Source organism: Enterococcus sp. 3G1_DIV0629, assembly GCF_002141285.1.
Taxonomy (GTDB): Bacteria; Bacillota; Bacilli; order Lactobacillales; family Enterococcaceae; genus Enterococcus_B; species Enterococcus_B lactis.
Window position 1 is genome coordinate 1,156,477 of the sequence record NZ_NGLI01000001.1, and the last position, 26,063, is coordinate 1,182,539.

Annotated in this window: 26 protein-coding genes and 2 tRNA genes; 11 read left to right on the plus strand and 17 right to left on the minus strand. The window is 37.1% G+C overall.

Annotation, left to right across the window (positions count from 1 at the left end; translation table 11 throughout):
- Positions 1-28 precede the first annotated feature (28 nt).
- The 3 genes from addA to A5816_RS05900 all read right to left on the minus strand — a co-directional run bounded on the left by addA (position 29) and on the right by A5816_RS05900 (position 8,922).
- Complete coding sequence (addA, locus tag A5816_RS05890; RefSeq protein WP_086310935.1) at positions 29-3,751, minus strand: helicase-exonuclease AddAB subunit AddA; 3,723 nt, start codon at positions 3,749-3,751, stop codon at positions 29-31.
- On the minus strand, positions 3,748-7,275 hold the full coding sequence (locus A5816_RS05895) for a PD-(D/E)XK nuclease family protein (RefSeq protein WP_038398875.1): 3,528 nt from the start codon (positions 7,273-7,275) through the stop codon (positions 3,748-3,750). The genes addA and A5816_RS05895 overlap by 4 nt, the downstream gene beginning before the upstream one ends.
- Before the next feature lie 180 nt (positions 7,276-7,455).
- Positions 7,456-8,922, minus strand: coding sequence for a peptide MFS transporter (locus A5816_RS05900; protein ID WP_002315107.1), 1,467 nt, complete (start codon positions 8,920-8,922; stop codon positions 7,456-7,458).
- 385 nt (positions 8,923-9,307) lie between these two features.
- Between A5816_RS05900 and A5816_RS05905 the strand changes: the two genes are divergently transcribed.
- Entirely contained in the window at positions 9,308-9,904 is a 597-nt protein-coding gene (locus A5816_RS05905; RefSeq protein WP_002309425.1) for a nitroreductase family protein, read from the plus strand.
- A gap of 55 nt (positions 9,905-9,959) precedes the next feature.
- Here A5816_RS05905 and A5816_RS05910 read toward each other — a convergent pair whose 3' ends face one another.
- Both A5816_RS05910 and A5816_RS05915 read right to left on the minus strand, forming a co-directional pair.
- On the minus strand, positions 9,960-10,442 hold the full coding sequence (locus A5816_RS05910; protein WP_002315109.1) for a hypothetical protein: 483 nt from the start codon (positions 10,440-10,442) through the stop codon (positions 9,960-9,962).
- Between the two features lie 105 nt (positions 10,443-10,547).
- Entirely contained in the window at positions 10,548-10,745 is a 198-nt protein-coding gene (locus A5816_RS05915; protein ID WP_002315110.1) for a hypothetical protein, read from the minus strand.
- A 294-nt stretch (positions 10,746-11,039) separates the two neighbouring features.
- Between A5816_RS05915 and A5816_RS05920 the strand changes: the two genes are divergently transcribed.
- The 3 genes from A5816_RS05920 (at position 11,040) to A5816_RS05930 (ending at position 12,404) form a co-directional block, all read left to right on the plus strand.
- Positions 11,040-11,798, plus strand: a complete 759-nt coding sequence (locus A5816_RS05920) for a C39 family peptidase (RefSeq protein ID WP_086310936.1) — start codon at positions 11,040-11,042, stop codon at positions 11,796-11,798.
- A gap of 59 nt (positions 11,799-11,857) precedes the next feature.
- A complete protein-coding gene (locus tag A5816_RS05925) occupies positions 11,858-12,286 on the plus strand; it encodes a hypothetical protein (protein WP_010732691.1) in 429 nt (142 codons plus the stop codon).
- 45 nt (positions 12,287-12,331) lie between these two features.
- Positions 12,332-12,404, plus strand: a tRNA-Gln gene (locus tag A5816_RS05930).
- 147 nt (positions 12,405-12,551) lie between these two features.
- Here A5816_RS05930 and A5816_RS05935 read toward each other — a convergent pair.
- Positions 12,552-12,923 (minus strand): YxeA family protein, encoded by a 372-nt coding sequence (locus A5816_RS05935; protein WP_086310937.1) that lies wholly within the window; start codon positions 12,921-12,923, stop codon positions 12,552-12,554.
- A gap of 214 nt (positions 12,924-13,137) precedes the next feature.
- Between A5816_RS05935 and A5816_RS05940 the strand changes: the two genes are divergently transcribed.
- Positions 13,138-13,326 (plus strand): hypothetical protein, encoded by a 189-nt coding sequence (locus A5816_RS05940; RefSeq protein ID WP_002292937.1) that lies wholly within the window; start codon positions 13,138-13,140, stop codon positions 13,324-13,326.
- A 154-nt stretch (positions 13,327-13,480) separates the two neighbouring features.
- On the opposite strand, the gene A5816_RS05945 is transcribed toward A5816_RS05940, so the two are convergent.
- The gene (locus tag A5816_RS05945; protein WP_002288067.1) at positions 13,481-13,669 is read right to left on the minus strand and encodes a hypothetical protein; all 189 of its coding nucleotides are present in this window, start codon (positions 13,667-13,669) and stop codon (positions 13,481-13,483) included.
- 22 nt (positions 13,670-13,691) lie between these two features.
- On the minus strand, positions 13,692-13,955 hold the full coding sequence (locus tag A5816_RS05950; protein ID WP_002292935.1) for a hypothetical protein: 264 nt from the start codon (positions 13,953-13,955) through the stop codon (positions 13,692-13,694).
- Between the two features lie 157 nt (positions 13,956-14,112).
- Here A5816_RS05950 and A5816_RS05955 point away from each other — a divergent pair, with 157 nt between their 5' ends.
- Positions 14,113-14,370 (plus strand): hypothetical protein, encoded by a 258-nt coding sequence (locus tag A5816_RS05955; protein WP_002292934.1) that lies wholly within the window; start codon positions 14,113-14,115, stop codon positions 14,368-14,370.
- Positions 14,371-14,439: 69 nt separating this feature from the next.
- Here A5816_RS05955 and A5816_RS05960 read toward each other — a convergent pair whose 3' ends face one another.
- The 3 genes from A5816_RS05960 to A5816_RS05970 form a co-directional block, all read right to left on the minus strand.
- Positions 14,440-14,631, minus strand: a complete 192-nt coding sequence (locus A5816_RS05960) for a hypothetical protein (RefSeq protein ID WP_002292933.1) — start codon at positions 14,629-14,631, stop codon at positions 14,440-14,442.
- A 142-nt stretch (positions 14,632-14,773) separates the two neighbouring features.
- On the minus strand, positions 14,774-15,094 hold the full coding sequence (locus A5816_RS05965) for a hypothetical protein (RefSeq protein ID WP_086310938.1): 321 nt from the start codon (positions 15,092-15,094) through the stop codon (positions 14,774-14,776).
- A gap of 22 nt (positions 15,095-15,116) precedes the next feature.
- Positions 15,117-15,551 carry a universal stress protein gene (locus tag A5816_RS05970; protein ID WP_002292929.1) on the minus strand — a complete coding sequence of 145 codons (435 nt, stop codon included), beginning with the start codon at positions 15,549-15,551 and terminating at the stop codon, positions 15,117-15,119.
- 334 nt (positions 15,552-15,885) lie between these two features.
- Here A5816_RS05970 and A5816_RS05975 point away from each other — a divergent pair, with 334 nt between their 5' ends.
- The gene (locus tag A5816_RS05975; protein ID WP_086310939.1) at positions 15,886-16,524 is read left to right on the plus strand and encodes a LysM peptidoglycan-binding domain-containing protein; all 639 of its coding nucleotides are present in this window, start codon (positions 15,886-15,888) and stop codon (positions 16,522-16,524) included.
- Positions 16,525-16,709: 185 nt separating this feature from the next.
- Here A5816_RS05975 and A5816_RS05980 read toward each other — a convergent pair whose 3' ends face one another.
- From A5816_RS05980 to A5816_RS05990, 3 genes are all read right to left on the minus strand, one after another.
- Positions 16,710-17,009, minus strand: coding sequence for a hypothetical protein (locus A5816_RS05980; RefSeq protein WP_038398866.1), 300 nt, complete (start codon positions 17,007-17,009; stop codon positions 16,710-16,712).
- A gap of 133 nt (positions 17,010-17,142) precedes the next feature.
- Positions 17,143-17,226: transfer RNA gene (locus A5816_RS05985), tRNA-Leu, on the minus strand.
- A 21-nt stretch (positions 17,227-17,247) separates the two neighbouring features.
- Positions 17,248-18,765, minus strand: coding sequence for a hypothetical protein (locus tag A5816_RS05990; protein ID WP_086310940.1), 1,518 nt, complete (start codon positions 18,763-18,765; stop codon positions 17,248-17,250).
- A gap of 299 nt (positions 18,766-19,064) precedes the next feature.
- Between A5816_RS05990 and A5816_RS05995 the strand changes: the two genes are divergently transcribed.
- A complete protein-coding gene (locus A5816_RS05995; protein WP_086310941.1) occupies positions 19,065-19,565 on the plus strand; it encodes a GNAT family N-acetyltransferase in 501 nt (166 codons plus the stop codon).
- Between the two features lie 188 nt (positions 19,566-19,753).
- Here the strand turns inward: A5816_RS05995 and A5816_RS06000 are convergent, their stop codons facing one another.
- Both A5816_RS06000 and A5816_RS06005 read right to left on the minus strand, forming a co-directional pair.
- Entirely contained in the window at positions 19,754-20,098 is a 345-nt protein-coding gene (locus A5816_RS06000) for a metal-sulfur cluster assembly factor (protein WP_002292174.1), read from the minus strand.
- 152 nt (positions 20,099-20,250) lie between these two features.
- Positions 20,251-21,171: a YitT family protein gene (locus A5816_RS06005; RefSeq protein ID WP_002316215.1), complete on the minus strand. Its 921-nt coding sequence runs from the start codon at positions 21,169-21,171 to the stop codon at positions 20,251-20,253.
- Between the two features lie 174 nt (positions 21,172-21,345).
- Between A5816_RS06005 and A5816_RS06010 the strand changes: the two genes are divergently transcribed.
- On the plus strand, positions 21,346-21,837 hold the full coding sequence (locus tag A5816_RS06010; RefSeq protein WP_086310942.1) for a YajQ family cyclic di-GMP-binding protein: 492 nt from the start codon (positions 21,346-21,348) through the stop codon (positions 21,835-21,837).
- 24 nt (positions 21,838-21,861) lie between these two features.
- Here the strand turns inward: A5816_RS06010 and A5816_RS06015 are convergent, their stop codons facing one another.
- Entirely contained in the window at positions 21,862-24,237 is a 2,376-nt protein-coding gene (locus A5816_RS06015; protein ID WP_086310943.1) for an ATP-dependent DNA helicase, read from the minus strand.
- A 325-nt stretch (positions 24,238-24,562) separates the two neighbouring features.
- Between A5816_RS06015 and A5816_RS06020 the strand changes: the two genes are divergently transcribed.
- Positions 24,563-25,189: an MBL fold metallo-hydrolase gene (locus tag A5816_RS06020; protein WP_086310944.1), complete on the plus strand. Its 627-nt coding sequence runs from the start codon at positions 24,563-24,565 to the stop codon at positions 25,187-25,189.
- 23 nt (positions 25,190-25,212) lie between these two features.
- Positions 25,213-25,917, plus strand: a complete 705-nt coding sequence (locus A5816_RS06025; protein ID WP_002329133.1) for a histidine phosphatase family protein — start codon at positions 25,213-25,215, stop codon at positions 25,915-25,917.
- The last annotated feature ends 146 nt before the right edge of the window (positions 25,918-26,063 follow it).

Genomic DNA, 26,063 nt, shown 5'->3' on the forward strand with positions numbered 1-26,063 from the left:
AACATAAGTCAAGTTTGCTCAATTATAATTATTTATTAATGTTTATGATTCGTTTCACTCGAAGTAAAATTAGGAAAACATTTTCTACAGGTTTATTCAGTGCTTCTGTCATTGCTTGTTGGTAAAGTCTTAGCTGTCCTTGATATTTTTGGACGATCGCGTCTATTTCTGCTGGATCATCCGGATGTAAAATGAAATCTGTTTTAAAATCATAGATATGGAGATGATCTTTTTCTTCTAAGTATCCATCGACGATTCCGTGGATCAATAGCTCATCTTCCTGATTTGGATAGTCTTGAAATACTTCATCAGCAGAAAGCAGCATGGAAAAAGGTTGTTCCCGTTTTACGTTTTCTTTGTTGGCAATCAATTGTTGCCCAAGTTCTGTTTGAAAGAACCATATAATAGAAGAAACATCTACTTTTTTTGCGACCTTTTCGTCTATTAACCGTTTCTTTACTAATTCCTGCAACTTTTGATTGATGCTCTCTGTAGTTGGCATCTCTAATGGCAGCAATTGCAGTAAAGCATGGGTAGCTGTTCCAACAGCAGCTGCCGACACTTGCCGATCTTTTTGTAAAAATTTTGGTTCTGCTAGTTGTTCTTGCGTATAACGGAATTGACGAGATGCTGCCTTTGTCTGACTACTTTCCAGAGTCAAACGTGATTCTTGTGTATCATCTGGATCTTCGAATAATCGTTTGATCTCAGATACAGATTGATAACTTGTGGTTTGCGAAGAAGCCTGATAAGGATATTCATAGGCTAGACGTTTTTGTAACAAATCTGCTAATACAGTTTCCTCTTCTTTCATCTGCTCATCTAAGTCAACCAGTTCTTTTTCAGCAAGCACCTGTCTTTGTTCAATGATTGATTGCTGATTCATCCATGAAATGGAAAACTGTGCATTTGAATCTTGAAAGAGAGAAGTCGAAACTTCTTCCTCTAAGTATTTCTGCATTTCAGGATGACGGATCAATCCGTAACCAATCCAATTCATTAAGCTGCTTCTGCCCTTCAAACGTAGCGCAGGATCAAAAACCAACTCCTCATGATCAGCTGCTTCAGACCACGTTTGGATCATTTGCTCTTTATTTTTATAGGAACCGACAATGAAAAGCTTTTGTTCTGCCCGAGTCAATCCTACATACAATTTACGCATTTCTTCCGATAACAATTTGTTTTGCTTTGCCAATTTGATGGCTTGAAACGGTAACGTATCATACAATACCCGTGTTTCAGGATCCATATAGCGAATACCTGCTCCAAGTTTTTCTTCAAAAGCATACCGATTGCGCAAGTCTTGTAAGTTGAATTCTTTCGTCATATCTAACAAAAATACAACTGAAAATTCCAAGCCTTTACTTGCATGGATCGTCATTACGCGAACAGCATTATCTTCTATTGAAATGACTGGTTCTGCTAAGTCTTTATCTTTTTCTTGCATTTTTTCAATGAAACGCACGAACTGATATAATCCTCTGAAAGAACTTTGCTCGTAAGCTTTGGCACGATCGACCAATGCATAAAGATTGGCTTGTCTCTGTGCCCCTGCTGGCAGACCGACCACATACTCTAGATATCCCGTCTCATAATAGATATCCCACAACAAGTCAGTGATCGAAGAACGGCGAGCAAGTTCTCGCCAATGATCTAGTTGTTTGCCAAAATGTTCCAGCTTAACCGCTAATTCATCTTCGTTTGATGCTTGATAAGCAAGCATAGCATCATAGTAAGTATGTGCACGGTCGGCTAATCGGATGCTGGCTAATTCTGGTTCAATCAAGCCCACGACTGGCGAACGCAATACAGCCGCAAGCGGAATATCTTGATAGGGATTGTCAATTAATTGTAGCAGCGAGATCATCGTGCGAATTTCTGTCGCTTGAAAATAATTTTGAGCATCATTCATCTCCAATGGAATATCCAATGTTTTGAAAATCTCTAAAATCGTTAAGTTGTTCTTCTTTGTAGGTGTCAAGAGAACAATGTCTCTGTACTCTATCGGACGACTTTTCTTTGATTTTTTATCATAAATCATAAAGGAAGAATCAATCAATTGACGAATCTTCAGTCCTGTCATAAAAAGCTCGCCTTCTGTTTTGTCTTCCAGTATATCGTCAGTGGGAATCTCGATCTCTGATTCTTCCTGTTCTTTTTCATAGATCATGATTTCTGGCTCAAACTGTTCATTCTCTGGAAAGTCTGAAAATCCCTGTATCAGTTTGGCTGCTTCGTCATAATTGATTTGACCCACTGCTGGATCCATTAGTTGTTCAAAGATAAGGTTCGTAAAAGAAAGGACTTCTTTTCTAGAGCGGAAGTTCTCAGCCAAAACGATCCGACGTCCGCCTTCTTTCTTTGAAAAATTCTCGTATTTCCCGATAAATAAACTAGGATCTGCTAAACGGAAAGAATAAATGGATTGTTTGACATCCCCAACCATAAACATATTTCCCTTTGTATCATCAGGTTCTCTTAGCCAGTATAAAATGGCTTCTTGTAATTGGTTCACGTCTTGATATTCATCTACCATTACTTCTTTGAATTTTTTTCGATAATGTTTTGAAGCTTCACTTGGCAGCCATGCATCTTTCGTTTTTTCTGTGAGAATCTGCAACGCTAGATGTTCCAGATCATTGAAATCCAACACACCTTTTTCCCGTTTACGCATACTGAAACCGTCCATAAAGCTTTGCGTGACTTTTGTCATTTCTTCGACTAACGGTAGTGCTTTTTCCGTTAATTCTTCCATTTGGCTTGGTGAAACAGGAAAGTAACTTTTACTTATCTGCTGAATCAGTTTTTTTGCTTTATCCCTCATGCCCTTGACTTCATTGGAGATTTCTTTCAATTCTGCTTTACGACTGCTCTTAAAAGTTGAAAAAGTCAGTTGTTCCAAACTAGCATAAGCTTCTTCTAACCGATCTTGCGAGAAAGCTTCATAGACATTTTTGATCTGCTGTTGTTCTCCAGCCACTTGCTCATGCATTTTTTCTAACCCTTCACCTTGTGCTAACTGAGTCATCTGTTCATATAATTGTACACATTGGTATATATCTGCCAAAACTAAAGGACGGATTTGTTCTTGATATAATCGAGATTTCGCTAGCCCCTCATTCAAACGATAATTAGCGCTTAACTGTTCTAGCCATTTTTGGGGGTCAGGGTTGGCACGGGCAAACTCATAAAGAGAAAACACCAGATTCGTCAAGCCGTCATCTGAACGATCATTAGAAAAATTCATTGTTAATTGGAAAAATCGTTCATCATTTTCTGCATAAAGTGCTTCTCTCAGCTCGTCCCATACATCCTCCTTCATCAAGATCGTTTCTGTTTCATCTGTTAACATGCGAAAGACCGGATCGATATCAATTAAGTAATAATAACGTCGAATAACTGTTAGACAAAAAGCATGTAAGGTTGAGATATTCGCTGTGGGCAATAAAACTAACTGCTTAGTAAAATGCTGTCTTCGTACAGGGTCGCTTTCGCTGTTGACCGCTTCTTGTAATGCCTCTTGAATTCTTTCTTTCATTTCTCTTGCGGCTGCTTCAGTAAATGTCACAATCAGTAATTCATCGATATCAAAACCCATTTTTAATTTTTCAATCACTCTTCGAACAAGCACTGTAGTTTTACCTGATCCGGCAGACGCAGAGACTAACAAATTATCTCCTTGATCGAAAATCGCCTGCCACTGATCATCTGTAAATCGTTCGTTTTGCGGTTTTAAAGGAATTTGATTCACTCTTCTTCACTCCTTTTCAATATTCTGCGCAGTGCTTCTTCCTTATCCATTTTCTCCAGACGGTGGTAATTATTTTCTTTCAGCATCACATCAAACGTACAGATGCTTCTGAATGGACAAAATTCGCAGGCAATTCGCTGTTTATCTTTATAAGCTGGGTTCAGTTTGATTTCTCCGGAAGTGATTGCATCTCCAGCTAACCGCATATTTTCCCGATTATGCGACATGAACAGTTGCAGTTCTTCTTCCGTGAAAAATTTGTCTTTGCTGAAACTACCTTTTTGGTATTCATCTTTCGCATTTTTTTTCACTGGATAGATCAGTGATTGTTCTTTTGCTTCCAGTGAATGATCTAGTACTTCTAAAAGAGCGGGATCATCGACAAAAACGCCATCATAACTAAATTTTTTCAATGTATTCTTCTCTACATCATCTGTCTCCGTCAATACAGGATTATGAACATGTAAATAATATGATCCTGCTGGTTTAACAGCCGCCTTTCCAGTCAAACGTACCGCATCCATCAATGCTACGTCCAGATACGTCAATAATTGCATAGCCATGCCATAATAAGCTTCTGTGACATCGAATGAACGTCCACTAGATTTGTAATCAACGACGCTTAACCAAGTATCTTCTTGTTCAGAAGCTACATCGATCCGATCGATTTTTCCTCGAACGTGGAGTTTACCACCATTACTCAATGGTAATTCCAGACCTGTGATACCTTTTGCTCCAGCAATCTGGCCAAATAAGATCTCCGTCTGAAGAGGATGCATGCCCGTATTTTTGCTCTGTTTTTGCAAAGCCCATGCTACTTTTTGGATCGTCTGTCCTAACTGATAGCGGATATAGTTCATTCTTGCGGAACTATCCAATATCTCAAACCGAAGTTCTCCGAACACTTCTTGCAGCACTTTTTCAGTAAAGTCTTTACGCTGCGCATCGGTCATATTCACTAAGGATAATTGGTTTGAAAACAGTAGCTTGAAGAAACGATCCAATGATTCATGATAAAAATCACCTGTTGCTGCTGGAGTCAGACCATAAACAGTTCGTTCTTTCAATTTCAAACCAAATTGCATGAAGTATTTGTATTCACAATTATAAAAATTCTCCATACGTGAAATCGAAGTATAAATTTCTTTTCCATAAAGCTCTTCCGCCATTTTTTCTGGCATCGAAACAGGCACATTCAAATGTTCCTGGCTTTCAAAGATTTGTAAAGCAAAATTGCGCCATGAGGAATTCAGTACTAATTCTTTGAGCTTTTGCCAATGTTTTGGTACAGGTTTTTTTTCATCTAAAGCTAATCGATAAATCCTATTGACTGTATTGATTCCGCTTCTATAAGTTCCTACATAACAATCAGGATCGCTTTCGATCGTCAAATGCTCTTTTCTCTCGACGGGAACTGATAAATATTCTGTGATTCTGCGCAAATAAGGAGACATCTTCAGTGAACCATCTGTGTCATAGCTTTGTGCATAGCTAAGATATAATCGATCCGTTCCGGAAAGAAAAACAAGGTAGGCTTGGAAAGGCTCAAAAGAGATACTTTCTTTTGATGGGTCGAATAAAAACTGTCCATCTGGCAAAGCTTGATTTAATACTTCTCGTTCTTCACTGGACAACAATCCTTTTGTTTCTTTACGGTCTGGAAACACTTGATCATTCAAACCTAATGCAAAAGTGACGGCAGCTTGATTCGGTCGAACTAATTCCAAACGGTTGATTCGCACTTGGTCGATTGCGGTAGGGATTTTACCATAACTTAGATTTTCTAGACCACTCGTAATGATTTCTTGGAACAGTGACCAGTCAAAAGCCGATTCACCATAAATGACTACATATTCATCCAGCAGATCAATCAGCGCTCCCCATGTCTGCTCATGGTTTCTTGCCGCTTCTAAGTTTCCTCTGTCTACTTCCTGATTACGCCAAAACAATAATTGTTGCTGTACACCACTTTGAATCAAAAATTGATAAAAAACATTTGCGGCCGCTTGTCCTGTTTTGCTTTTCTTTATTTTTTTAAAAAATGCAGGTACAGATTTCTGAAATAATCGTCTAATCGTATTTGACTGTTCTTCCAGATACTGTACGTCTTCAATCTGTTCTGCTTCAAAATCATACGCTACAAACTGCCAGTCTTTTTCACGCGTCCAGTAAGTGCCTTGATAATTATAAGCAAGTGCAACATTTTCTGTAATGTCCAATTTTTTCCTGAATTCATCTCGTTCTTGTTTCCATTCATCCAGTTCGGTTTCTGTTTCCATCGATAGGAACAATTCCGTCTTGAAAAAACGCATAATATCACTTAGTCGATAAGAATAACGGTCAAGAGCGAACAGACTGTTGATCCATTCAATCAGCGGATGATTTTCCATCATTTGTTCTTCATCAATATAAAATGGAATCGCCATTTCTTGAAAGATTGGTCGAAGAATATTTCCATATAAGGACATATTTTTTGTCAGTACTTGGATATCACGATAACGGTAGTTTTCTTCACTGACTAGCCGTCTGATTTCAACAGCTAACTGTCGGACTTCCTCAGTTGGATTTTCAGCTTCCCACAAATGGAGAGCCTCTTGTTCCCCTAATTTGTGGACGGTTGCTTTCTTTTGGCTGGAAGTCTCTTCCCACATCGTTTGCAGCAACTGAAGCTCTGTCGGACGATTCTGCTCTGGCGCAAAACGATCTACTAATATAGGAACTTTCCGTTCTCTCGCACTTTGAAAAAGACGGAAATAAAGCTTTCCAGTCTCATGAAAGAGCGTAAGTACTTCTGGAAGATCCGCTGTATAAGGACGATCCAACAATAAATCGACAACTAATTGCCCCTTTTCCATCATTGCCTGCAGTAATTGATACTCTTGCCCATTGATTCGGGAAAAACCGCTGACGATAAATTTGACGTTGGTGAAATCTTGTGTCTGCATATAATTTGCTAGTATAGCCAGTGCATCTTCATTTGATAGTGTACGTTCGGTCAATTCGCTGTCATAAGCTGAAAAAATCAGCTTCAAGTCTTTCATTTTAAGTTGCTGGTCTTCTGCATTCGGTGAATCACCAAATAAAAGCATCAAATCTTCTGGTTGAATATTCCCTGTGCGCAATTCACTATAGAGTTCTTGCAATTGGCGAATAAATCCTCTTTTATTGATTTCTCCGCGAAAGATCGTTAATTCTTCCTCATGTTTTTCTAAAATCTGTCGCAAGATCATCGCAGATCCGGATTCTGATAATTCATTTCCTGTAAGAAGGGTTGTCTGTTGCAGCAAATACCAAGCCAGACGGTAAAAACTGAATACTTGAACATTTGTTGTGCTGAAAGCTTTTTTCCCGCTTCTTCTTCGCATCTCCGCTAAAATTTCTTGTTCCTGTTCGAATTTGCTGTAATTGGGAACAAGGAAAAATACTTGGTTGCTTGCATCTTGGTCGAGCCAAGCTGACGCTTCGTCGATCAAGACTTGACGGTGATCTTTTTTCCCGTTTCCAAGAATAAATTGTAAAGACATGCTTTTCCTCCTTCAACACATGATACGGTGCTTCTTTATTATATCAAAAAATACTGAACATTTGTTCTATATTCTTCAAATTATATACTTTTATTGTTCTGATATTTCTATCTTTTTTGAGTATACGCAAAAAGACAGGAATCGCTACAAATAAGCAATTCCTGTCTTTTCGTGAGTTGATTAATGGATAGATCCCATTAGTTTTTTGATTGGTTCTTTCACAGTAAATAGCAAGATACCACCAACGATTGCTACTGCACCGATAATACCGAAGTAGGCAGATTCTGTTCCCGGTGTGTAGAAGCGTGCAATTTGTGCATTGATTGCTTGTGAAGAAGCATCGGCTAAGAACCAAATAGCGATTGTTTGTGACTCAAATGCTCGTGGTGCTAATTTTGTTGTCACAGACAAACCAACTGGTGAAAGACACAATTCAGCAATAACCACGATGAAGAAACTTCCTAACAACCACAATGGACTTACTTTTCCACTTGTTCCATAAAGCATACCTGGCAACATCAATAGTAAGTATGATAATCCTGCAAACAAAAGACCAAGAGAGAATTTCACTACTGTAGATGGTTGGCGTTTGCCAAGTTTTGTCCACATCGTTACGAATACCGGCGTCAAAATAAAGATGAAAATCGGATTCAATGATTGATACCAGCTTGCTTGGATCGTCACACCAAATAGTGTAGATTGTGTACGTTCACTAGCAAATAAAGCTAAGATAGATGAACCTTGTTCTTGTAATGACCAGAAAATGATTGCTGCAAGGAATAATGGGATATACGCCCATACTCTTGGTTTTTCTTCAGCAGTTACATCTTTTGAAGTCAACATTTTGATAAAGTAATACAACGGTAAGATAATCCCCAATACACTGATTGTATTGACAAAAAAGTCGATTGTCAGATGACCAGTTAATTGTGCCCCACCGAATACTGCAGCAATAACAACAAGTGCGATGATCAAGTTACGGATGAATCCTTTACGTTCTTCAGTTGTCAAAGGATTCGGTGGTGTTGTACCCACTCCGTCTAATGTCTTGCGTCCTTGGATGATGTATTGTAATAATCCAAAGAACATCCCAATAGCAGCTAAAGAGAACCCTAAATGGTAGTTATATTCTTGACCGATTGTCCCAACGATTAGTGGTGCTAATAATGCCCCTAAGTTGACACCCATGTAAAAAATCGAAAATCCTGCATCTCTTCGCAAATCAGTCTTTGAATAAAGATGTCCGACCATGCCAGAAACGTTTGGTTTCAAAAAGGCGGTTCCTATAATAATCAATGCCATTGAAACAAATAATGTACTTACACCAAATGGTAAAGCCAAGACGATGTGTCCAAGCATAATGAAGACTCCACCAAAGAATACAGTGCGTTTTGCTCCTAACACTCGGTCAGATACCCATCCGCCGACGATACTAGACATGTAGATCAGAGATCCGTATATCGACATGATAGCTAATGCTGTTGCTCGTGGTAATCCAAGTCCCCCGTTGGCAACTGTATCGTACATATAATAGATAAGTAATGCACGCATACCATAATAACTAAATCGTTCCCACATCTCAGTGAAGAACAAAGTTGACAATCCCTTCGGCTGCCCGAAGAAGCCCTTGTCTTGCTGTTTTTCCATAATCTATACCCCAATTCTTTAAATTTTCAGAAAATATTATACATCTTTACCGAAAAATTTAACTAAAAAACTTATTTAAGAAATATAAACTAATTTTCTATAAAAACAAGTAATTTTTAATGGCAATATCATAAAAAAAAGAAGATAGAGATTTAATAATTATATATCAGCTGTTTTTTTCAAATAAGCAAAAATTCCTAAAACACAGCAATGAAAGCGATAACCAAGAAAATCCTTTTCTGACGATTTCCCTTATTAAAATTGTTTTTTGAACTTCGCTTATTTTTGTGAGCATATCTGTTTACTTACTTTTTGTAAGATGCTATACTTCATTTCGTAATCAATTAAAAAAATGCAAAACGCAAATCAAAGGAGAAATTTTATTATGACAACTTTTACTGACACTTTAAAAAACCGCCGTTCAATCTATCATCTAGGACGTAATGTTTCACTTTCTAATGAAGAATTGACAGCTTTGATCAAAGAAGCAATTAAAGAAAGCCCAACTGCTTTCAATGCTCAATCAACACGCGCAGTTATTCTTTTCGGAGATGCACATGAAAAACTTTGGGAAATCACTGAAGAAGCACTTCGCCCATTGACTCCAGCAGAAGCTTTCCCAAATACACAAAACAAATTAGCTGGTTTCAAAAATGGTTATGGTACAGTATTATTCTTCAAAGATACTGACGTGGTAAAAGGTCTACAAGAACAATTTGAATTATATGCAGACAACTTCCCAGATTGGTCAGAACAATCAAACGGAATCGCAACAGCGAACACTTGGGTAGCATTAGTTGATAAAGGATTGGGCGCAAACTTGCAACATTACAACCCAGTTATTGACGAAGCAGTTGCAAAAGAATGGAATATCCCTTCAAACTGGAAACTACGTTCACAATTAGTATTCGGTTCACCAGAAACACCAGCTGGGGAAAAAGAATACATGAACGATGCAGATCGCTTCCGTGTATTCGGATAATTTTACTTGAAAAAAACAGAGGTTGTGACAAACATCTTGTCGCAACCTCTGTTTTTTATTCTGGATCGATCATAATATCAATCTCCGCCTCATCGTTCAAGCGTTGGGACAAAAATGGAACTAATTCTTCTAATGATGCAGAAAATTTCAGCATCGGTCCCCGCCATCCGTTTCGGAAAAAATTCATTTTTACAATTTTAGAACCTTTTGGTTGGTACAACACGATTTTATTGATTTCAGAAAAAGGAACACCTTTTTTATCAAAGCTATTCAAGACAAGCCCTTCTTCTGTAATTCCTCGACTATCCAACAAAAAACTAATAAAAATCATCGCTGACAAAATCCCTTTTGCCAATTCATCTGCTGTAGGCTGACTGATGAGTGTGTACCAAATGACTAGTACTACTAAGAATGGTATGACCAAGTAAACCCATCGATTCCGAACAGTCCGATAAATAATTTCTTTTCGAACCAGCCAAAGAAATAAGAACATAACAACAACGAATAAAAACAATAGAACCGTAAAAAATGTTACCATGACAACTCGCCTCGCTTTTTCTTCTCCTGAAAACAGGAAAAGAATACTGATTTACCTTCTCAAAGAAATTGGACTTGCAGCACGCCGCACGTCCAATTATTTTCTTTATTCAAATGTATCATATTTTGCAACAACCATGCTTGCTTTTTCATCTAATAACTCTTGATCCTCTGCAGCACATTGGGCAACTTTGACCACGGCACAGTTTGTCATTTTTGATACAACTTCACCAACGACCGTTTTTGTAAAGCCAATTGGTTTGCATGCATATTGTTCTCCTAAATTAATCATTTCTTCCGTCATCAAAATCCTCCTAAACTGCTGGAACTTTTCTCCATATTACAATTGCTATTTTTTGGAGATTTAACTATTTGATTTTTTGTTTACAGTCAAAAATCAACCTTACAGGCATTATAGCGTACTGTTTTCGTTTTCACAATTAAAACAGCCGTTGTATCTAGAAGAATTTTTTCTAGAATAATAAATAATATTCCTCAAAAACTGATTATTTCTTACATATTTAAATAAAATACTTCCCTTCCCAATAAAAATACACTTATAATAGGAAAGATAAACAGCTGAAAAGGGAGATTTCCAATGAAGAAAAAAACATTTAAAAAACTATTGTTTCTAGGAGGTACAGCTACTCTTTTATTAAGCGGTACAAGTTATTACCTACATATCCATTCTCCAGAACATACAATGAATACTACACAAAAAAGTTCAACACAAAAAACGAAAAAGACAAAAGAGAAAGCAGAAGTTTTGCTAGATGTTCCATTAGAGAGCCAGTTTGACTCTCCTTCTCTAGAAAATGGTTGCGAGGTCACTTCACTTTCCATGCTTTTATCTTTTTATGGTTATGAAACGACTAAAAACCAGTTAGCTGAACAATTGGATTACGTCCCTGTTTTCAATGCAGATGGGACTCATGGCGATCCTAATGAAGGATTTGTTGGAGATATCAGTGGCGGAGACTGGGCTATGGGCGTTTATGTCCCTCCTGTTGCCTCTCTTGCTCAGCAGATCGTCCAAACGGATTATCATACTTTACCAAAAACAGATGCTCAACTAGATGATATCAAAAAAGCTCTATCTAAAGGGAATCCTGTATGGACTTCCGTGACTATCAATTTTGAAGTTCCTGATGAAACTGATTTCATGACTTGGACAACAAACAACGGAGAAGTAAGAGTCACTCCACTTGTTCATGCGTGTGTAGTCACTGGATACGACAAAGAAAATATTTACGTCAACGACCCCTATGGCGTAAAAAATCGAGCAGTACCGATCAATGATTTTTCGGCCATTTTCACTGCAATGGGCGGACAAATGCTAACTTTGGAGAAAAGCTAGTAATTAAAGTAAAAATCCCTTATACTCTAGATACCGAACCTTTGAAAGGAGCATAGACAATGGAAAAATTCACTCATAAAAAAATGGATCCAAATGAAATTCCGATTATTTTTGTCCGTGACCGCAAAGGAAATGTTCAAGGTAAAGTTTCTATTAATGAGTGGAACGAGCGTCGCAGACCTGCTACCCTTAATGAACTAGAAATCAAACTGTATCGTCAAGCTCTTGTCTATTATGGAGACCAAGAGTATGGAAAAGCAATCGATTTATTAAAATTTCTGATCGCTCGAACGGAGTACACCCATTTTGAATATATCGAGCGTTTAGCAAACATTTACCATATCCTGAATGAACCTGTCAAAGAATATCAGTTGCTTGACTCCGTCTTGTCAATAGCAGAGCGGATTGCCCTTCCTGCTGGATTGGAAAAGAAGCTGGTGCGCCGCCTTTTACGAGTAAAACAACAACTATCTGATCAAGAAAAATAACTTGCGTTTTTTTAGAAAAGTGCTATGATTATTTTGTTGAATAAATGGGATGTAGCCAAATTGGTAAGGCACTTGACTCTGAATCAAGCAATTGTAGGTTCGAACCCTGCCATCCCAATTTGATGAGCTTGTTGATAAGAAATGAACCCCTGAAAAAAGATCATTCTTTTTTCAGGGGTTTTTGGAATATTTTTATTATTCATTGTACAGTTTACATAATTTTATTATAATTAACAATTAAATCTGTAGCACTCATACAGTAGATTTAGCCAATAATTGCTAATGCTTTTTCCGGAACTTTTTCTCTAGGAACTTCTTCATACGTTTCTATGTGTGCTCCTTTATTGCTGATTTTCAAATAATGATTTTCTTTTAACACAGAAAGTCCATTAAATTCAATTGTACGCTCTTCCCCATCGGCATTAGCAGCTTTTTGAACATACCTTGCCGTTCCATATTCATTTACTTCCTCTGGTTTTTGTGTTTTTACATAGACCTCACCTTTTTCAACTAATGGATTTAGTTGATCAAGTATACCAGGGATTTCCCCGTAACTTCCTTCAGTATAGTATTTCAGTCCAAATAGCAAAATACCACTAATCGCCGCCAATCCTATCAAATATTTAATCACTTTCATCTTTCTACCTCCTTGTTATATATTCAGTATATGGGGCAATTAGAAAAATTCCATCCGACCTAAGTTGGAGATTTTTCTCCTACTTTAGAAGCGAGAAACAAGTGTTTTTTTAGTAAAAATGATCGTTATTTGATATTATGGTGATGTGGATAATTTAGATTTTCTCGCTTTATCCATGGAAAAAATCAAGTTGATGGCAAAGGATGTGTTCAAAATGAATCAAGAAGAATTATTTCAAAAAGTCAAGGAAATGATAAAAGGCGGCAACTTCGACGGCGCAAAACGATTTATCGAAGAACATAAAGAACAACTAGGTCCTTACAAAGAGAAAGCACAAAATCTTCTAAAAGACGTAAATATCGACAGTGTGAAAGACAAATTCAAAAATCTATTTAATAAGTAGGATTTTTCATTTCTGGAACACCGTGAATCAGAAGTTGTGAAAGAGACGTTCAGCCTTATTGCCGATAGGCTGTCTCTTGAACACCGTTTGTCCAGAAGAAGGGACTGTGACAAAAATCGTGTCACAGTCCCTTCTTTTTTCTGAATCATTCTTGTTAAAATAAGCGTGTTGGATCATAGTGATAAGTCACATTGCCGTTCAGCGATGCTTTTCCTACCACATATTTACGATTCTCCAATTTCAGCCATGCTTCTCGAAAAGCCATCAATTCTTCTCTCTTTACATCGATTTTTTCGATTTTTCCATCAATCAAATCTTGGATAAGTTGTTCATATGGATTCATTTTTTCCTCCACTTGCTGTTAATCAATAAGTTGTAAAAATAGGTTCATATGCCTTTTTAGTATCCAGATCTTCTCTGACTTTGACTGTCGTATAAATAATTTTTTCTACTGGGATACTATAATAACTACCTTCACCGTTATTGAATCGGTGAACGTCTTTCTTTGCTAAAATACCATTGATTTTATTCGTCAGTACACGTTGTTCGACACTATTGCTTACAACATAGTAAATCACCCGAATATTATTGATTAAATGCAAATCGATTTCTAACACTACATGATCCATGAAAATTCCACTCCTTCTTTCACTTTGATTATAGCAAGTTTTCCCTATAAATTCAAAATCAATACATATTTTACTGGATAAATCCATAGAACTGCTTGCGCCTTCCCGCACAAAGTGTTATTTTGTATCTTGGACTTTATTTATTGGAGGCAATAGTATGATCGCGATCGGTCAGTTTGTTTTTTATATTCCTTTTTTTATTATGCTAAGCATTCTTTTCTATTACATAAAATGGACGAAAAAGAAGTTTTCAGTTTTACTGGCCTCTTTACCTGCCGTATATTTTACTTATCAGATTTTTTCTTTTAGACATTGGGAAACAACATCTGTATTAGTGATACACATCATCGAATTGACGCTTGCAGTAGTTTTTCTAATCATTTGGATCTATTTTTTATATAAAAATCAGAATTGAATCCTAGCAGTTTCAAAAGAAAACGATTAAAGATACAGCAAATCTCTGCTGATCTTTAATCGCTTTTTTCTATTCTGTGATACCAAAAAAATGTTTGAATCGGTGAAGAAGTGTTCCTTGTTTTAATTCTACAAATTCTTGTGCAATCGGATATTTTTCTTCCAAATTTTCTTTGTTCTTTTCAATCAGACTTTTTGCTTCTTCATATTTTTTATCTGCACATAATACTTTTACTTCCTGTAAAACTTTTCCTGCTTCCATTTACCTCACCCTCTTGCCTTTTTTATTGCTTTAAGTTTGATTTAAGCTATACGCATTATTCTATATTCATTCCAAATAACCTTTTTTCATTTTTTACTCCTCGAACCAGTCAGTTTTCTAAAGACTGATTGGTTCGTCTTTTTTATTTTTCATCCATTTTATTCTGCTCTTCTGCTAATTTGTCTAATGCTTTGAGGGATGTGACAGTTTTCGCATAATCATAGCTGTATAATTCTGTAAATTTATCAGGCAGAACAAACCACGCTGGATGGTAGCCGTTCGCAGTGATTGGGAATCCTTTATCTTGTTGATTATCTCCATCCCACCTTATAGCAACGCCTTTTTTTCCTTTCCACTTTATTAAAGCAATCGAGTATCCTTTTTTGGTTTGTGTGCCGTCTTCAATAATTGCTAAAATTTCTATTTTTTCTTTTGGTGCACGAACTTCTTGAGGACGAACCATTTTCTATTCCTCCCTTATCTAATTACTTCACGACCAATACACTGCAAGGGGCATGTGAAACGACATAAGAAGCGGTCGATCCGACTAGTGCTTGTTGTATAGCTCCTTTTCCTGTCGCTCCCATAACGATTAAATCAATATTTTCTTGTCCAGGGATGACATTGGCAATCAAATTTCTTGGATCTCCAGTTTCAACTATTGCATGGATCTCAGCAATGCCGAACTCTTTGGCATCATTGATTTTTTTCAGCATGGCTACTTCTGTTCTTTGTTTTTCATCTGCATAGATTTTTGAAAAGGCATAGGCACTATGGGTCAGCTCAACTTTGTTGATGATTGACACGATAAATAAGTGGGCTTCATTGTCCTTTGCTAAGTCAAGGGCTTCAGCGAACGCTTTGATCGATTGTCTTGATCCGTCAACTGCTACCATGATGTTCTGGTATCTCTTACTCATTGGAACCGCCTCCTTTTTCTTTTATTGTAACATCTCAAGCAAAAATACAAAAAATATACGCAATATGTAAATAAAATGATGATTAAAAGCAATTTTTTTCAAGTTATTTATACATTTCTATTCTCATCAGAACACCTGTTCTAATCCCATTATTTCTGCATTATGTGAATTTCCTCATCATTTTTCACATGGGATGAACATCATTCTGTTACAAAAAACGTGGATTTGTCATAAATTGTCATGCTTCTTTTACCTATGAAATATTTTCACGTGTTAAAGTATTCCTCGTTGAACACAACAAATAAAACTTTTTAACGAATAAAGGAGATTTTTCATGACATCACTTAAAACTTTACTTTTTGGAACAACTTTGGCTGCCGGTGCTGCATTCTTCATGGGAACGACTGCTCATGCGGACGAAGCTTATACCGTTCAATCAGGTGATACTCTATCAACGATTTCTCAAAAATACGTTGGTGACAACTCCTTGGTCAATGCCATTGCAGAATCAAATTCAATTTCTGACATTAACCTGATCTACTCAGGACAACAATTAACGATTCCAACAGAAGGCTCTGCACAAGCAGCTGCTGAACCTCAAGCAGCCGTTCAAGAAGCACCAGTCCAAGCTGAACCTGTTCAAGCTGAACAACCTGTTGTACAAGAAACGGTTCAAACGGAAACACAAGCAGCACCTGTTGCTGAAACACAACCTGCTCCTGCTGCAACAGAAACAGCTGCGGCTCCAGTAAGCACAAGTTCTGCAAAAGAATGGATCGCACAAAAAGAATCAAGCGGTTCTTACACAGCAACGAACGGACGCTACATCGGACGTTACCAACTAGATTCTTCTTACTTAAATGGTGACTACTCTGCTGCGAACCAAGAAAAAGTGGCAGAACAATATGTTGCTTCACGTTATGGTTCTTGGGAAGCTGCGAAAGCATTCTGGGAAGCAAACGGTTGGTACTAAGATTCATTATTTGAACGTTTAAACACATTCAAAATAGTAAGAGGCCATGCGAAAGAATACACCGCATGGCCTCTTTTTGAGTTGTTTTGTAACAGTAGGGCGAGTTTTTTGCTTATCTGCTACTTCTATGACTTTCTTACCGAAATCTATCTATTTTATAACTGTTTATCTTTTATAATAGCTATTTAGGATATATCATTCGTTTGTAAGTCAATCAGTTTTTTTATTTGGTCAAAGTCTTTTGTTAAGAAGAAAGTGGTCGGGACAACTAATACATGTTTGTTCTTTTTTTCTTGGAAAAAAGGTTCGACGATTTCTGGAAGCACCACTAAATCCGCTAACGCTACTTTAGTTGGATCCGTGGATACATTGTAACTTCTCGAAAAATATTCTTCAACTTCTTTTTTTAAATCTGCTAGCTCATAGTAAATTCTAGCGTACCAACCAACTTCTTTTGTGATATCCATGATGAACAAGATCCTCATCTCGTATTCTCCTATTCTATAATCGGTTCACTCATTTCGTTTGCCTCTATATCTTAGTAGTAAATTCAGATTTTATAAAAAAATACCGACGGGATCTCTCCATCGATATCTTCTCTCAGTATATAAAAAATTATGCGGCTAAGAAGATTCGAACTTCCACGAGGTCGCCCTCACTAGCGCCTGAAGCTAGCGCGTCTGCCAATTCCGCCATAGCCGCATCACATGTTCTAGTTTAGGATTACATTTGTTTTTTGTCAAGAACATATTTTTTGTTCTTTTTTATCTCTACGCGTTTCCCCTCTTGCAACCAATACAAATAGTTCATCCGAGTAACTCCATCATCTATTGAAGGGCGATAAAAAAATTCTGTTTTTTCCATAAGCTCAATTTCACTTTTCAGAAAATTGGTCACATGATGCGGGACGCTATCGATGCAAACATAGACATAGTCAACAGCACGGATTCTTTCAAATAGTGCTTTCTCCCCGTACTCATATGCGTCGATTCTTTCGACAGTTTTTACATATTTCTGCAATCCTTTTACGAATTCTTTTATTTGTTTGTTCCCGATCACAGCAATTTTGAGTGATGATGCCCACTTTTCAGCATCTATGCTCAATTGCTTTTTACTTGGCTGTTTAGATTTTTGACTTGTTCTCTTTAGATATTTGTCGCTTCTTCTTTTTGACTTATTCTGTTCAACGATAGGATAGCAGTACCTTAAATATACTGGACCGTCTACTGTTTTTTGATGTACTCGTACCGCTATGCCATCTGTTAAAAGATCTTTGCGTTTAAAGCTCTCTTCTACTATCAGTGGTCTTCTTTGCTCCGTATTGACCTCGTGGAAATAAATGCTGTTCTCTTCTATTTCTACAAAACCATAAAAAATATTTGTTTCTTGATACTGCAAATCATTCGCTTGTTGTTCAAAGATCCATTGATACCTATTGAACAGCTTGTTCAGCTGATTGAACTTATAAAATGACTGGGTGTCTAACTGCTGAATCAATGCATGGATCAGATCTTGAGGAGCTGCTTGTACGAAATTTTGTTTTTTCTTTGCTAATTGTTCTGATTGTCGCTGGTTGACTTTATACACCTGTTGCAGTTCTTGTTTTTTCTTCTCCATGATTTTCAGATACGTAGCATTTCTATTTGAAAGCTTTTCTAATTTCTGTTTCAGTCGATCATTTCTTTTCTTTAATAAACCTGACGCTCTATGTATTCTTTCTAGATAATGTTGGATTTGGCTATTTTTTTGCAGCAAATAAATGATGATCTGGTTACGTTTTTGGAGTTCCTGAAGTGCGTGGTTATCTGGATTCCAGCCCACTTCTTCTAATTTTTGATACAATTGTTCTGTTTTTCTCTGCTGTTCAATGACTTTTTGTCTCATCTCTTCTTTTTCTACTTTTGCTTGCTGTTGCTGTTGTTCGAGTTGCTGTGACAGCTCTTTGATGTGTTTCTTGTCCTCTCTTCTTTTCTTGTTCACAGTAGCTACTTGTTTTTTTACTTTACTCAATTCTTGCTTCAATTGATTCATTTCATTGTTTAAACGAGCGACTCGGGGATCGGTAGCTATTTTATTTTGCTGCTTTTTCTTCGTTTCTTTGTTCTTCTTTTTCTCTCGATTCAGCTGTTTTTGCTGCATTTTCTCCAACAACTGTCTTCTTTCATTTTGATACTGATCATTTTTTATTTCTGCTTGTTGCCATCCTTCTGGAATTCTTTTATAACCGCTAAAGTAGTTCACGAGATCTCCTTTCTAGTGATCATAAGCAACGGACGAAAAAGCTTTAAATAACACATTTATTAAAAATTCAATTTATCTTGAACTTTCAATACCAATCAATAAGATCATTTTTTAAAACAGATAACGAGCATTCACCTATTATAAAAACAATACAATAAATAACAAAAATCTGCAATCGTTTATTTTGTTAAATTATTCTTAATACGATACATCACAAAAAAATAAAAATAAGAATGGCTATTCACCAAAATAGTGCTATAGTAGAAAAAAATATGTTTACTTAGGAAGAGGCGGATTCGATGAAATTGATCAAATTATGGGAAGCAGATTTAGAGAAAGCTTATCGGCTGCAAACTAGCTTTGGACCAAACGAGAATGGATTTATCAACAATGCTTATGGCTATACACTTGCTGAATTTTTAGATTATGCAAAAAAATGCGAAAACACTTCTTTAGGGATTGATCTTCCTGAGAATTACGTACCCGCAACCGTCTTTATTTTGGAAAATGATGGACATGAGTATGTAGGAATTTTTAATCTGCGCCATAAACTGAACGAATCATTAAGAAACGGCGCTGGACATATCGGTTACGGCATCTCCCCTGACTATCGTAAAAAAGGATATGCAACACAAGGATTAGCATTAGTACTGCAAGAGGCAAAAAAATTCGGCATTGATGAAGCACTTTTGTCTGTAAATAAAAAAAATCTTGGCAGTCTTAAGGCACAGCAAAAAAATGGGGCCACGATTTATCGTGAAGATGAAAAAGAATACTATACGAAAATCAAATTGATGTAAAAAAGAGGGATGGCAAAAGAAAAGGGATTTGAATGTCCTTTATCAATAGAACACATTTGTTTGATTAACTTCTAATATAGCAGACAAAATTTTATAAACAAAAAAACCTCTTATCTCTTTTCTTCTAGAAAGGATAAAAGGTCTTTTGTTTTTCCTATTTGCTTCTCATAGCTAGTCAGTCAAGATTCCTATCGAATCCCCAACGCAATCCGTGCATAACGGCTCATCTTATCGGTCGTCCATGCTGGATACCAGACAAGTTTTACTTCTGCTTTCGTTACTTCTGGTACTTCTTTCAATGCGTCATGGATAGATTCTGTTAAAATATCCGCTAGTGGACAGCCCATAGTTGTTAGCGTCATTTTGATGACTGTTTCTCCGTTTTCAGGATTGAATTCTATATCATAAATCAAGCCTAAGTTGACAATATCGATTCCTAATTCAGGATCGATCACCATTTCCAAGGCAGCAAGAATACGTTCTTTGATCAGTTCTATTTCTTGCGCAGACCGTTCTTGGTTTGCTTCGCTCATCGTACGACACTCCTTAACACGATTTTTATTTATCATACTCTTTTTTTAACTACTTGTAAATGAGAATTTAGAAGGAAGATTCTCGTTTAAATTTATAAAATGTCCTTGTTAGATGGAATACATTAAATTCATTCTAAAATAAATCTGATTCCTCATTTTTTTTGTGAACGATTTTTTATTTCTGGCAATACACCTGTTGTTCGATACATTTTTTGTTCGTTTTCATTTGCAAATCGGCCAAATACTGAATGAGTTGGTAAAATATTGATAAATGCATCGTCGTCGATTTCATGAACGATCTGATCAAGATCATACATTTCATAGCGGGTGATGACCATCATGATCATATTTCCTTGTTTTTTTGAATAGCCACCGACAGACGGAAGCAACGTCATTCCACGTACCATCCGTTTCGCTAGTTCTTCTGTTACCTCTTCAGGTTTGACGGTCACGATCATCGCTGTTACTTTTTGATGACTCGTATGGATGGCATCAATCACTTGAGTCATTGCATAAATGGAAATAATCGTATACAAGGCACTTTCCCAGTTAAAGAAGAAGCCTGCGATGACTACAATGATCCCATTTAGAATCAGCATGTAATTTCCGACTGTTTTTCCAGTTGTTTGTGAAAGCACAAGAGAGATGATGTCCATCCCACCAGTTGTAAAGCCCATTTTTAAAGATAAGCCTACGCCAAGACCTAATAAGACACCGCCTACTAAGGCATTCATCAAAATATTATCCGTAATCTGTCCGACTGGAAGTAGCATCGTCATCACTGATACGCATACAACGTTCACAAAACTAAGGATCGTTGCTCGTTTTCCTACTTTGAGAAACCCTAATACAAACACAGGGATATTTAAAATAAAAATAAATGTTCCTGTGTCTACCTTGATATGAAACCATTCATATAAAAGCGAGGATATGATTTGAGCGATCCCATTCATCCCTGCAGAAAAGACATTGGCTGGAATCAAAAAATAATTTAAAGCGACCGCAGCGGTCAATCCGGTTATCAAAATAACCACTATTTTCTTTAATCTTTCATTTTTATGATACGCAGTCATAATTTTGCTCACAAGCACCTCTCCTCTACTTTGTTATTCCAAATGTAAGAATAACAGTTTATCTATTAAAATAAAATACTTCGAACTCAAATGAGAAGAATTTTAGCAAACAAGTAAGAATCTGCCCCATTCCTATGATAAGATAGATGTATAACGTATATCAGGAGGTTTCTTATGGCAAAAGATGCTAGCTTCGACATTGTATCAGAAGTCAATACAGAAGAAGTAAAAAATGCGATTCAGCAAACAACAAAAGAATTGACTAATCGATTTGACTTCAAGGATTCTACGGTAGAAATCAAATTAGAGAACAGCAATCTAGTTGTCTTGAGCAATGATGATTTCAAAATCGAACAGATTAAAGATGTATTATTTGGTAAGTTGATCAAAAGAAATGTGCCAATCAAAAATATCCATTTTTCCGAATCGGAACACGCGCTAGGTGGCAAAGCTCGTCAAACTGCCGAACTGGTAAACGGAATCGATCGCGAAAACGCGAAAAAAATCACTACAGCTATCAAAAATGAAAAACTGAAAGTAAAAGCACAAATCCAAGAAGATCAGATTAGAGTGACAGGTAAAAACCGTGATGATCTACAAGCTGTGATTGCTTTATTACGTAAACTTGACTTACCAATCGAGTTGCAATTCACTAACTATCGTTAATGAAAAAAACGAGGCTGACATCTGTCATCCCTCGTTTTTTTGATTTACTGCTTCTTTGGATGACCAAAAACGCTGTATTCCTTCTTCCAATTCTCCAACACTTCGTACTTCTCTTGCTGTTTGCCAATGTTGTGGGAATAAACGTCGATAAGAAAAACGAGCAAATCGTTGATCTGCCAATACCACGATTCCTTGATCCGCCATGCCACGAATCACTCGACCACCAGCTTGCAAGACTTTGTTCATTCCAGGAAGCTGATAAGCGTAAGCAAATCCAAGGTGTTCCTTCTCATCATAATATGATTTGATCAGTTCCTGCTCATGATTCATCTGCGGCAAGCCTACACCTACGATCATACTGCCGATCAATCGGTTCCCTCTCAAATCGATTCCTTCTGAAAAAATCCCACCAAGTACACAAAATCCTATCAATGTTTCATCGGGATCTGCTTGGAATTTTGCTAAAAATCGTTCGCGTTCTTCCTCATTCATGTCCGTTTCTTGGATCAGCACATTGCTGTCAGGATATTGCTGTTTGAATGCTTCCGCCGCAAGGTCTAAATATTGATAAGAAGGAAAGAAAACGAAATAATTTCCGACCTTTCCATCAGCAAAAGCATGGATCGTCTCTACTAATTCTGCCAGACTTTGTTCCCTTTTTCGATAAGTCGTCTCTAGGTAATTTGCGATAAAAACTTGCTGGTTTCCTTCTGGGAAAGGACTCGGCAGTTTGTAAGCTAGACTTTTTTGTCCGCCCAGTGTTTCCTGATAATAAGATAGGGGTGAAAAACTCGCAGAAAAAAGGATACTGCTTCTTCCTTTATCCAACGACTGCTCAAGAAACAAGCTTGGATCAATACAAAACTCTTTTACTATCAGATCGCGATACGTTTTTTCGACCGTTGTTTCATAGTGATCATCATAAAATTCACTGACCTTCAAAAAATGAAGCAAATCAAAATAATAAGGAAGCAATTGTTCTTGTGATGGATGCTCAGGAAATTCTGCTAGCCATTCTTTGATTTTTTCGCTTAATTGATAACCTGCCTTTACTAAAGATTCAGCTGGTGCTTTTTGATGATGATAATCCCAATGATCTTCTTTTGCAATTTCTCGGATCGAATCAAATTCTTTCAATAGTTTGTTGAAACGACGATGGAGTTTTTTAAATTCCTTTGGTATAGCTTCCTTACTTCGTTTCGTTTTTTCATAAGATAGTTCTGCCGAATACATCTCTCGGGAACGATTCACCAAATTATGTGCCTCATCAATCAAAAACAGATAATCCTCGTTTTTTTCATCTTCAAAAAAACGTCTTAAATAAACAGTGGGATCAAACAGATAATTGTAATCCCCAATGATCACGTCGCACCAGATACTGACATCTAATGATAGTTCGAAAGGACAAAGTGTATGCTTTCTTGCATAAGTTTCGATGACTTCTCGAGTAATCTGATTCTCATGATTCAACAGATCCCATAACCCTTCATTGATACGATTGTAATAACCATTGGCATACGGACACTGATCTGGATTACAGGTCGTCTCATCTAAAAAGCAGATCTTATCTTTAGCCGTCAAAGTGACACTTTTTACTTCAGCTCCAGTATCTTTTAAAGCTGTCATGGCATCTTCAGCTACTTGTCTAGTTATTGTTTTGGCCGTTAGATAAAAGATCTTTTCTCCCTCTTCTTCCCCTACAGCTTTCAAAGCGGGGAATAACGTAGAGATTGTTTTTCCTGTTCCGGTAGGTGCTTCTACAAACAATTTCTGTTTCGTACGGATCGTTTTATAAGCAGCTACCGCTAGTTCACGCTGACCTTTCCTATACTCATCATGGGGGAATTTCAAAGCCATCAAAGAGGCATTGCGTACAGTGCGCCAGTTTTCTTGAAAAACAAGCCATTCTTTATAATCTTCAGTCAGTTTTTTAAAAAAAGTTTCTAACTGCTCTCTTGTCTGATGTTCGACCTTTCTCGTAATCACTTCTTCTGCCGTCTGAAAGTAAGTCAATTGTAGATTTATTTCTTGTAAATCATGTTCTTGACTATAGATATAAGCATATACCCTTGCTTGATGAAAGAAAAGTTCCACTTGTTCTGGTTCTAAATCTTCAAATCGTGGTTCGGAGGTTTTGATTTCATCTATATAATAAATACCGTCTCTTTTGAAAATACCATCTGCACGGCCTTCAACGATCAGGTGATATTCATCTAATGGAACTGTTGTTTTTAAAAAGACTTCTTTTTCATAGTCTTCTCCCGCATCTTTTTGGAGCTTGCGGTGGATTCTTGCTCCTTCTAATGCAGTATGGCTACTTTTTTTACGATTGTCGATACTTCCACGTCGCAAAATAAATTCTACTAAGTGCCGCACAGATATTTTTGACTGTTTGATCATTTCCACCACCTCTTTCTCTCTAAGATTACCTGAAAAAGCCTAGTTTAGCAAAAAGAGCTCTCTTTTCAAGCATAAAAAAACACCCTGCTGATTAGGCAGGGATATAGGATATAGAATTTGGATTTTTGGATGAGTCTAATGTAACAAGGACATATTAAAATGCTATGAAAACTTACTTTCCTTCTCTTTAGAATATCCAAATACTTTTCATATAGTCTGATAATTCAGATAAGTAAAGAGAAATAAGTACCTGTTTTTGTTTCCTAGCAATGAATGCGTTATACTAATGGATGAAAGAAGTTTTGGCTATCAAGGAGGAATGCACATGCATATCGAAAGATTAAAAACAGGAATGATTGAAGAAAACTGTTATTTGGTCCACAACGAAGAAGCACTTTTGATCATTGACCCTGGAGAAGATGCGGAACAAATCAAACAAGAAATCAAAAAAACAAACCAACAACCGGTAGCGATTTTACTTACCCATACCCACTATGATCATATTGGTGCAGTAGAACCCTTACGCGCATATTATCAAATCCCAGTGTATGTCAGCCCACTAGAGCAAAAATGGCTAGGTGATCCGATTTTGAACCTTTCTGGACTCGGACGACATGATGATATCGCTGATATTATTGTCTCACCTGCAGAATATGAATTTGAAATGAAAACTTATACTTTAGGGAACATGTCTTTTCGTGTAGTCCCTACTCCAGGGCACTCCATCGGAAGCGTTAGCTTTATTTTTGATGATTTTGTCGTTTCTGGCGACGCCCTATTTAGAGGAAGTATCGGTAGAACCGATTTGTATTCAGGGAATTTAGAACAATTACTTCACAGTATTCGGACCCAGCTGTTTGTTTTACCTGATGAATTTGCAGTCTATCCAGGACATGGTGATGCAACAACGATCGAACAGGAAAAAAGGACAAATCCTTTTTTCAATCGTTAAAAACGATTTAGGAGGAGAATAAAATGACAGAAACTACACTTTATATCGTACGGCATGGAAAAACGATGTTCAATACAATCGAACGCGTACAAGGCTGGTGTGATACGCCACTCACAAAACAAGGACAAGAAGGCATCCATTATTTAGGGCGCGGGTTAAAAGATGTCGACTTTTCTTTTGCTTATTCTAGTGACAGTGGTCGGGCGATCGAAACTGCCCGTATTATTCTAGGAGAACATTCTAAGGGAAAAGAAATTCCTTATTTTATCGAGAAACGGATCAGAGAATGGTGCTTCGGGTCTCTTGAAGGCGGCTATGACATGGAAATGTGGGGTGTGATCCCTCGCGTATTGAATTTTAAAACATATGATGAAATGTTTACCACAGAAGTTTCTTTTGAACAAATTGCCAATGCTGTATACAACTTGGATACGGCTGGATGGGCAGAAACTTATGAAACATTGCGAGATCGTGTGTGGACAGGATTTGAAGATATCGCCCATCACTGCGAAAAAAACGGCGGCGGAAATGTTTTAGTCGTATCACATGGTTTGACGATTGCCTTCTTGCTTAATCTGATCGATCCTAAACAGCCTGTTCGTGCTGGTCTTTTAAATGGCAGCGTAACAAAGGTTACTTATGCAAACGGTCGATTTTCTATCCATGGTATCAACGATACGTCTTATATCGAAAACGGGAAAGCACATAGTCGAGACTCGTTTTTATGATGGGATATTTTAATTTTTAACAGAGAATCATAAAAGGCAAAGTCTGAACGAGGGCTTTGTCTTCTTTTTTTCTCTTCGTATTCTTATCTGCTTCATTTCTCAAGTTTTTCTTAATATTAAAAAACAGATTGGGTTTATCAAAAAAT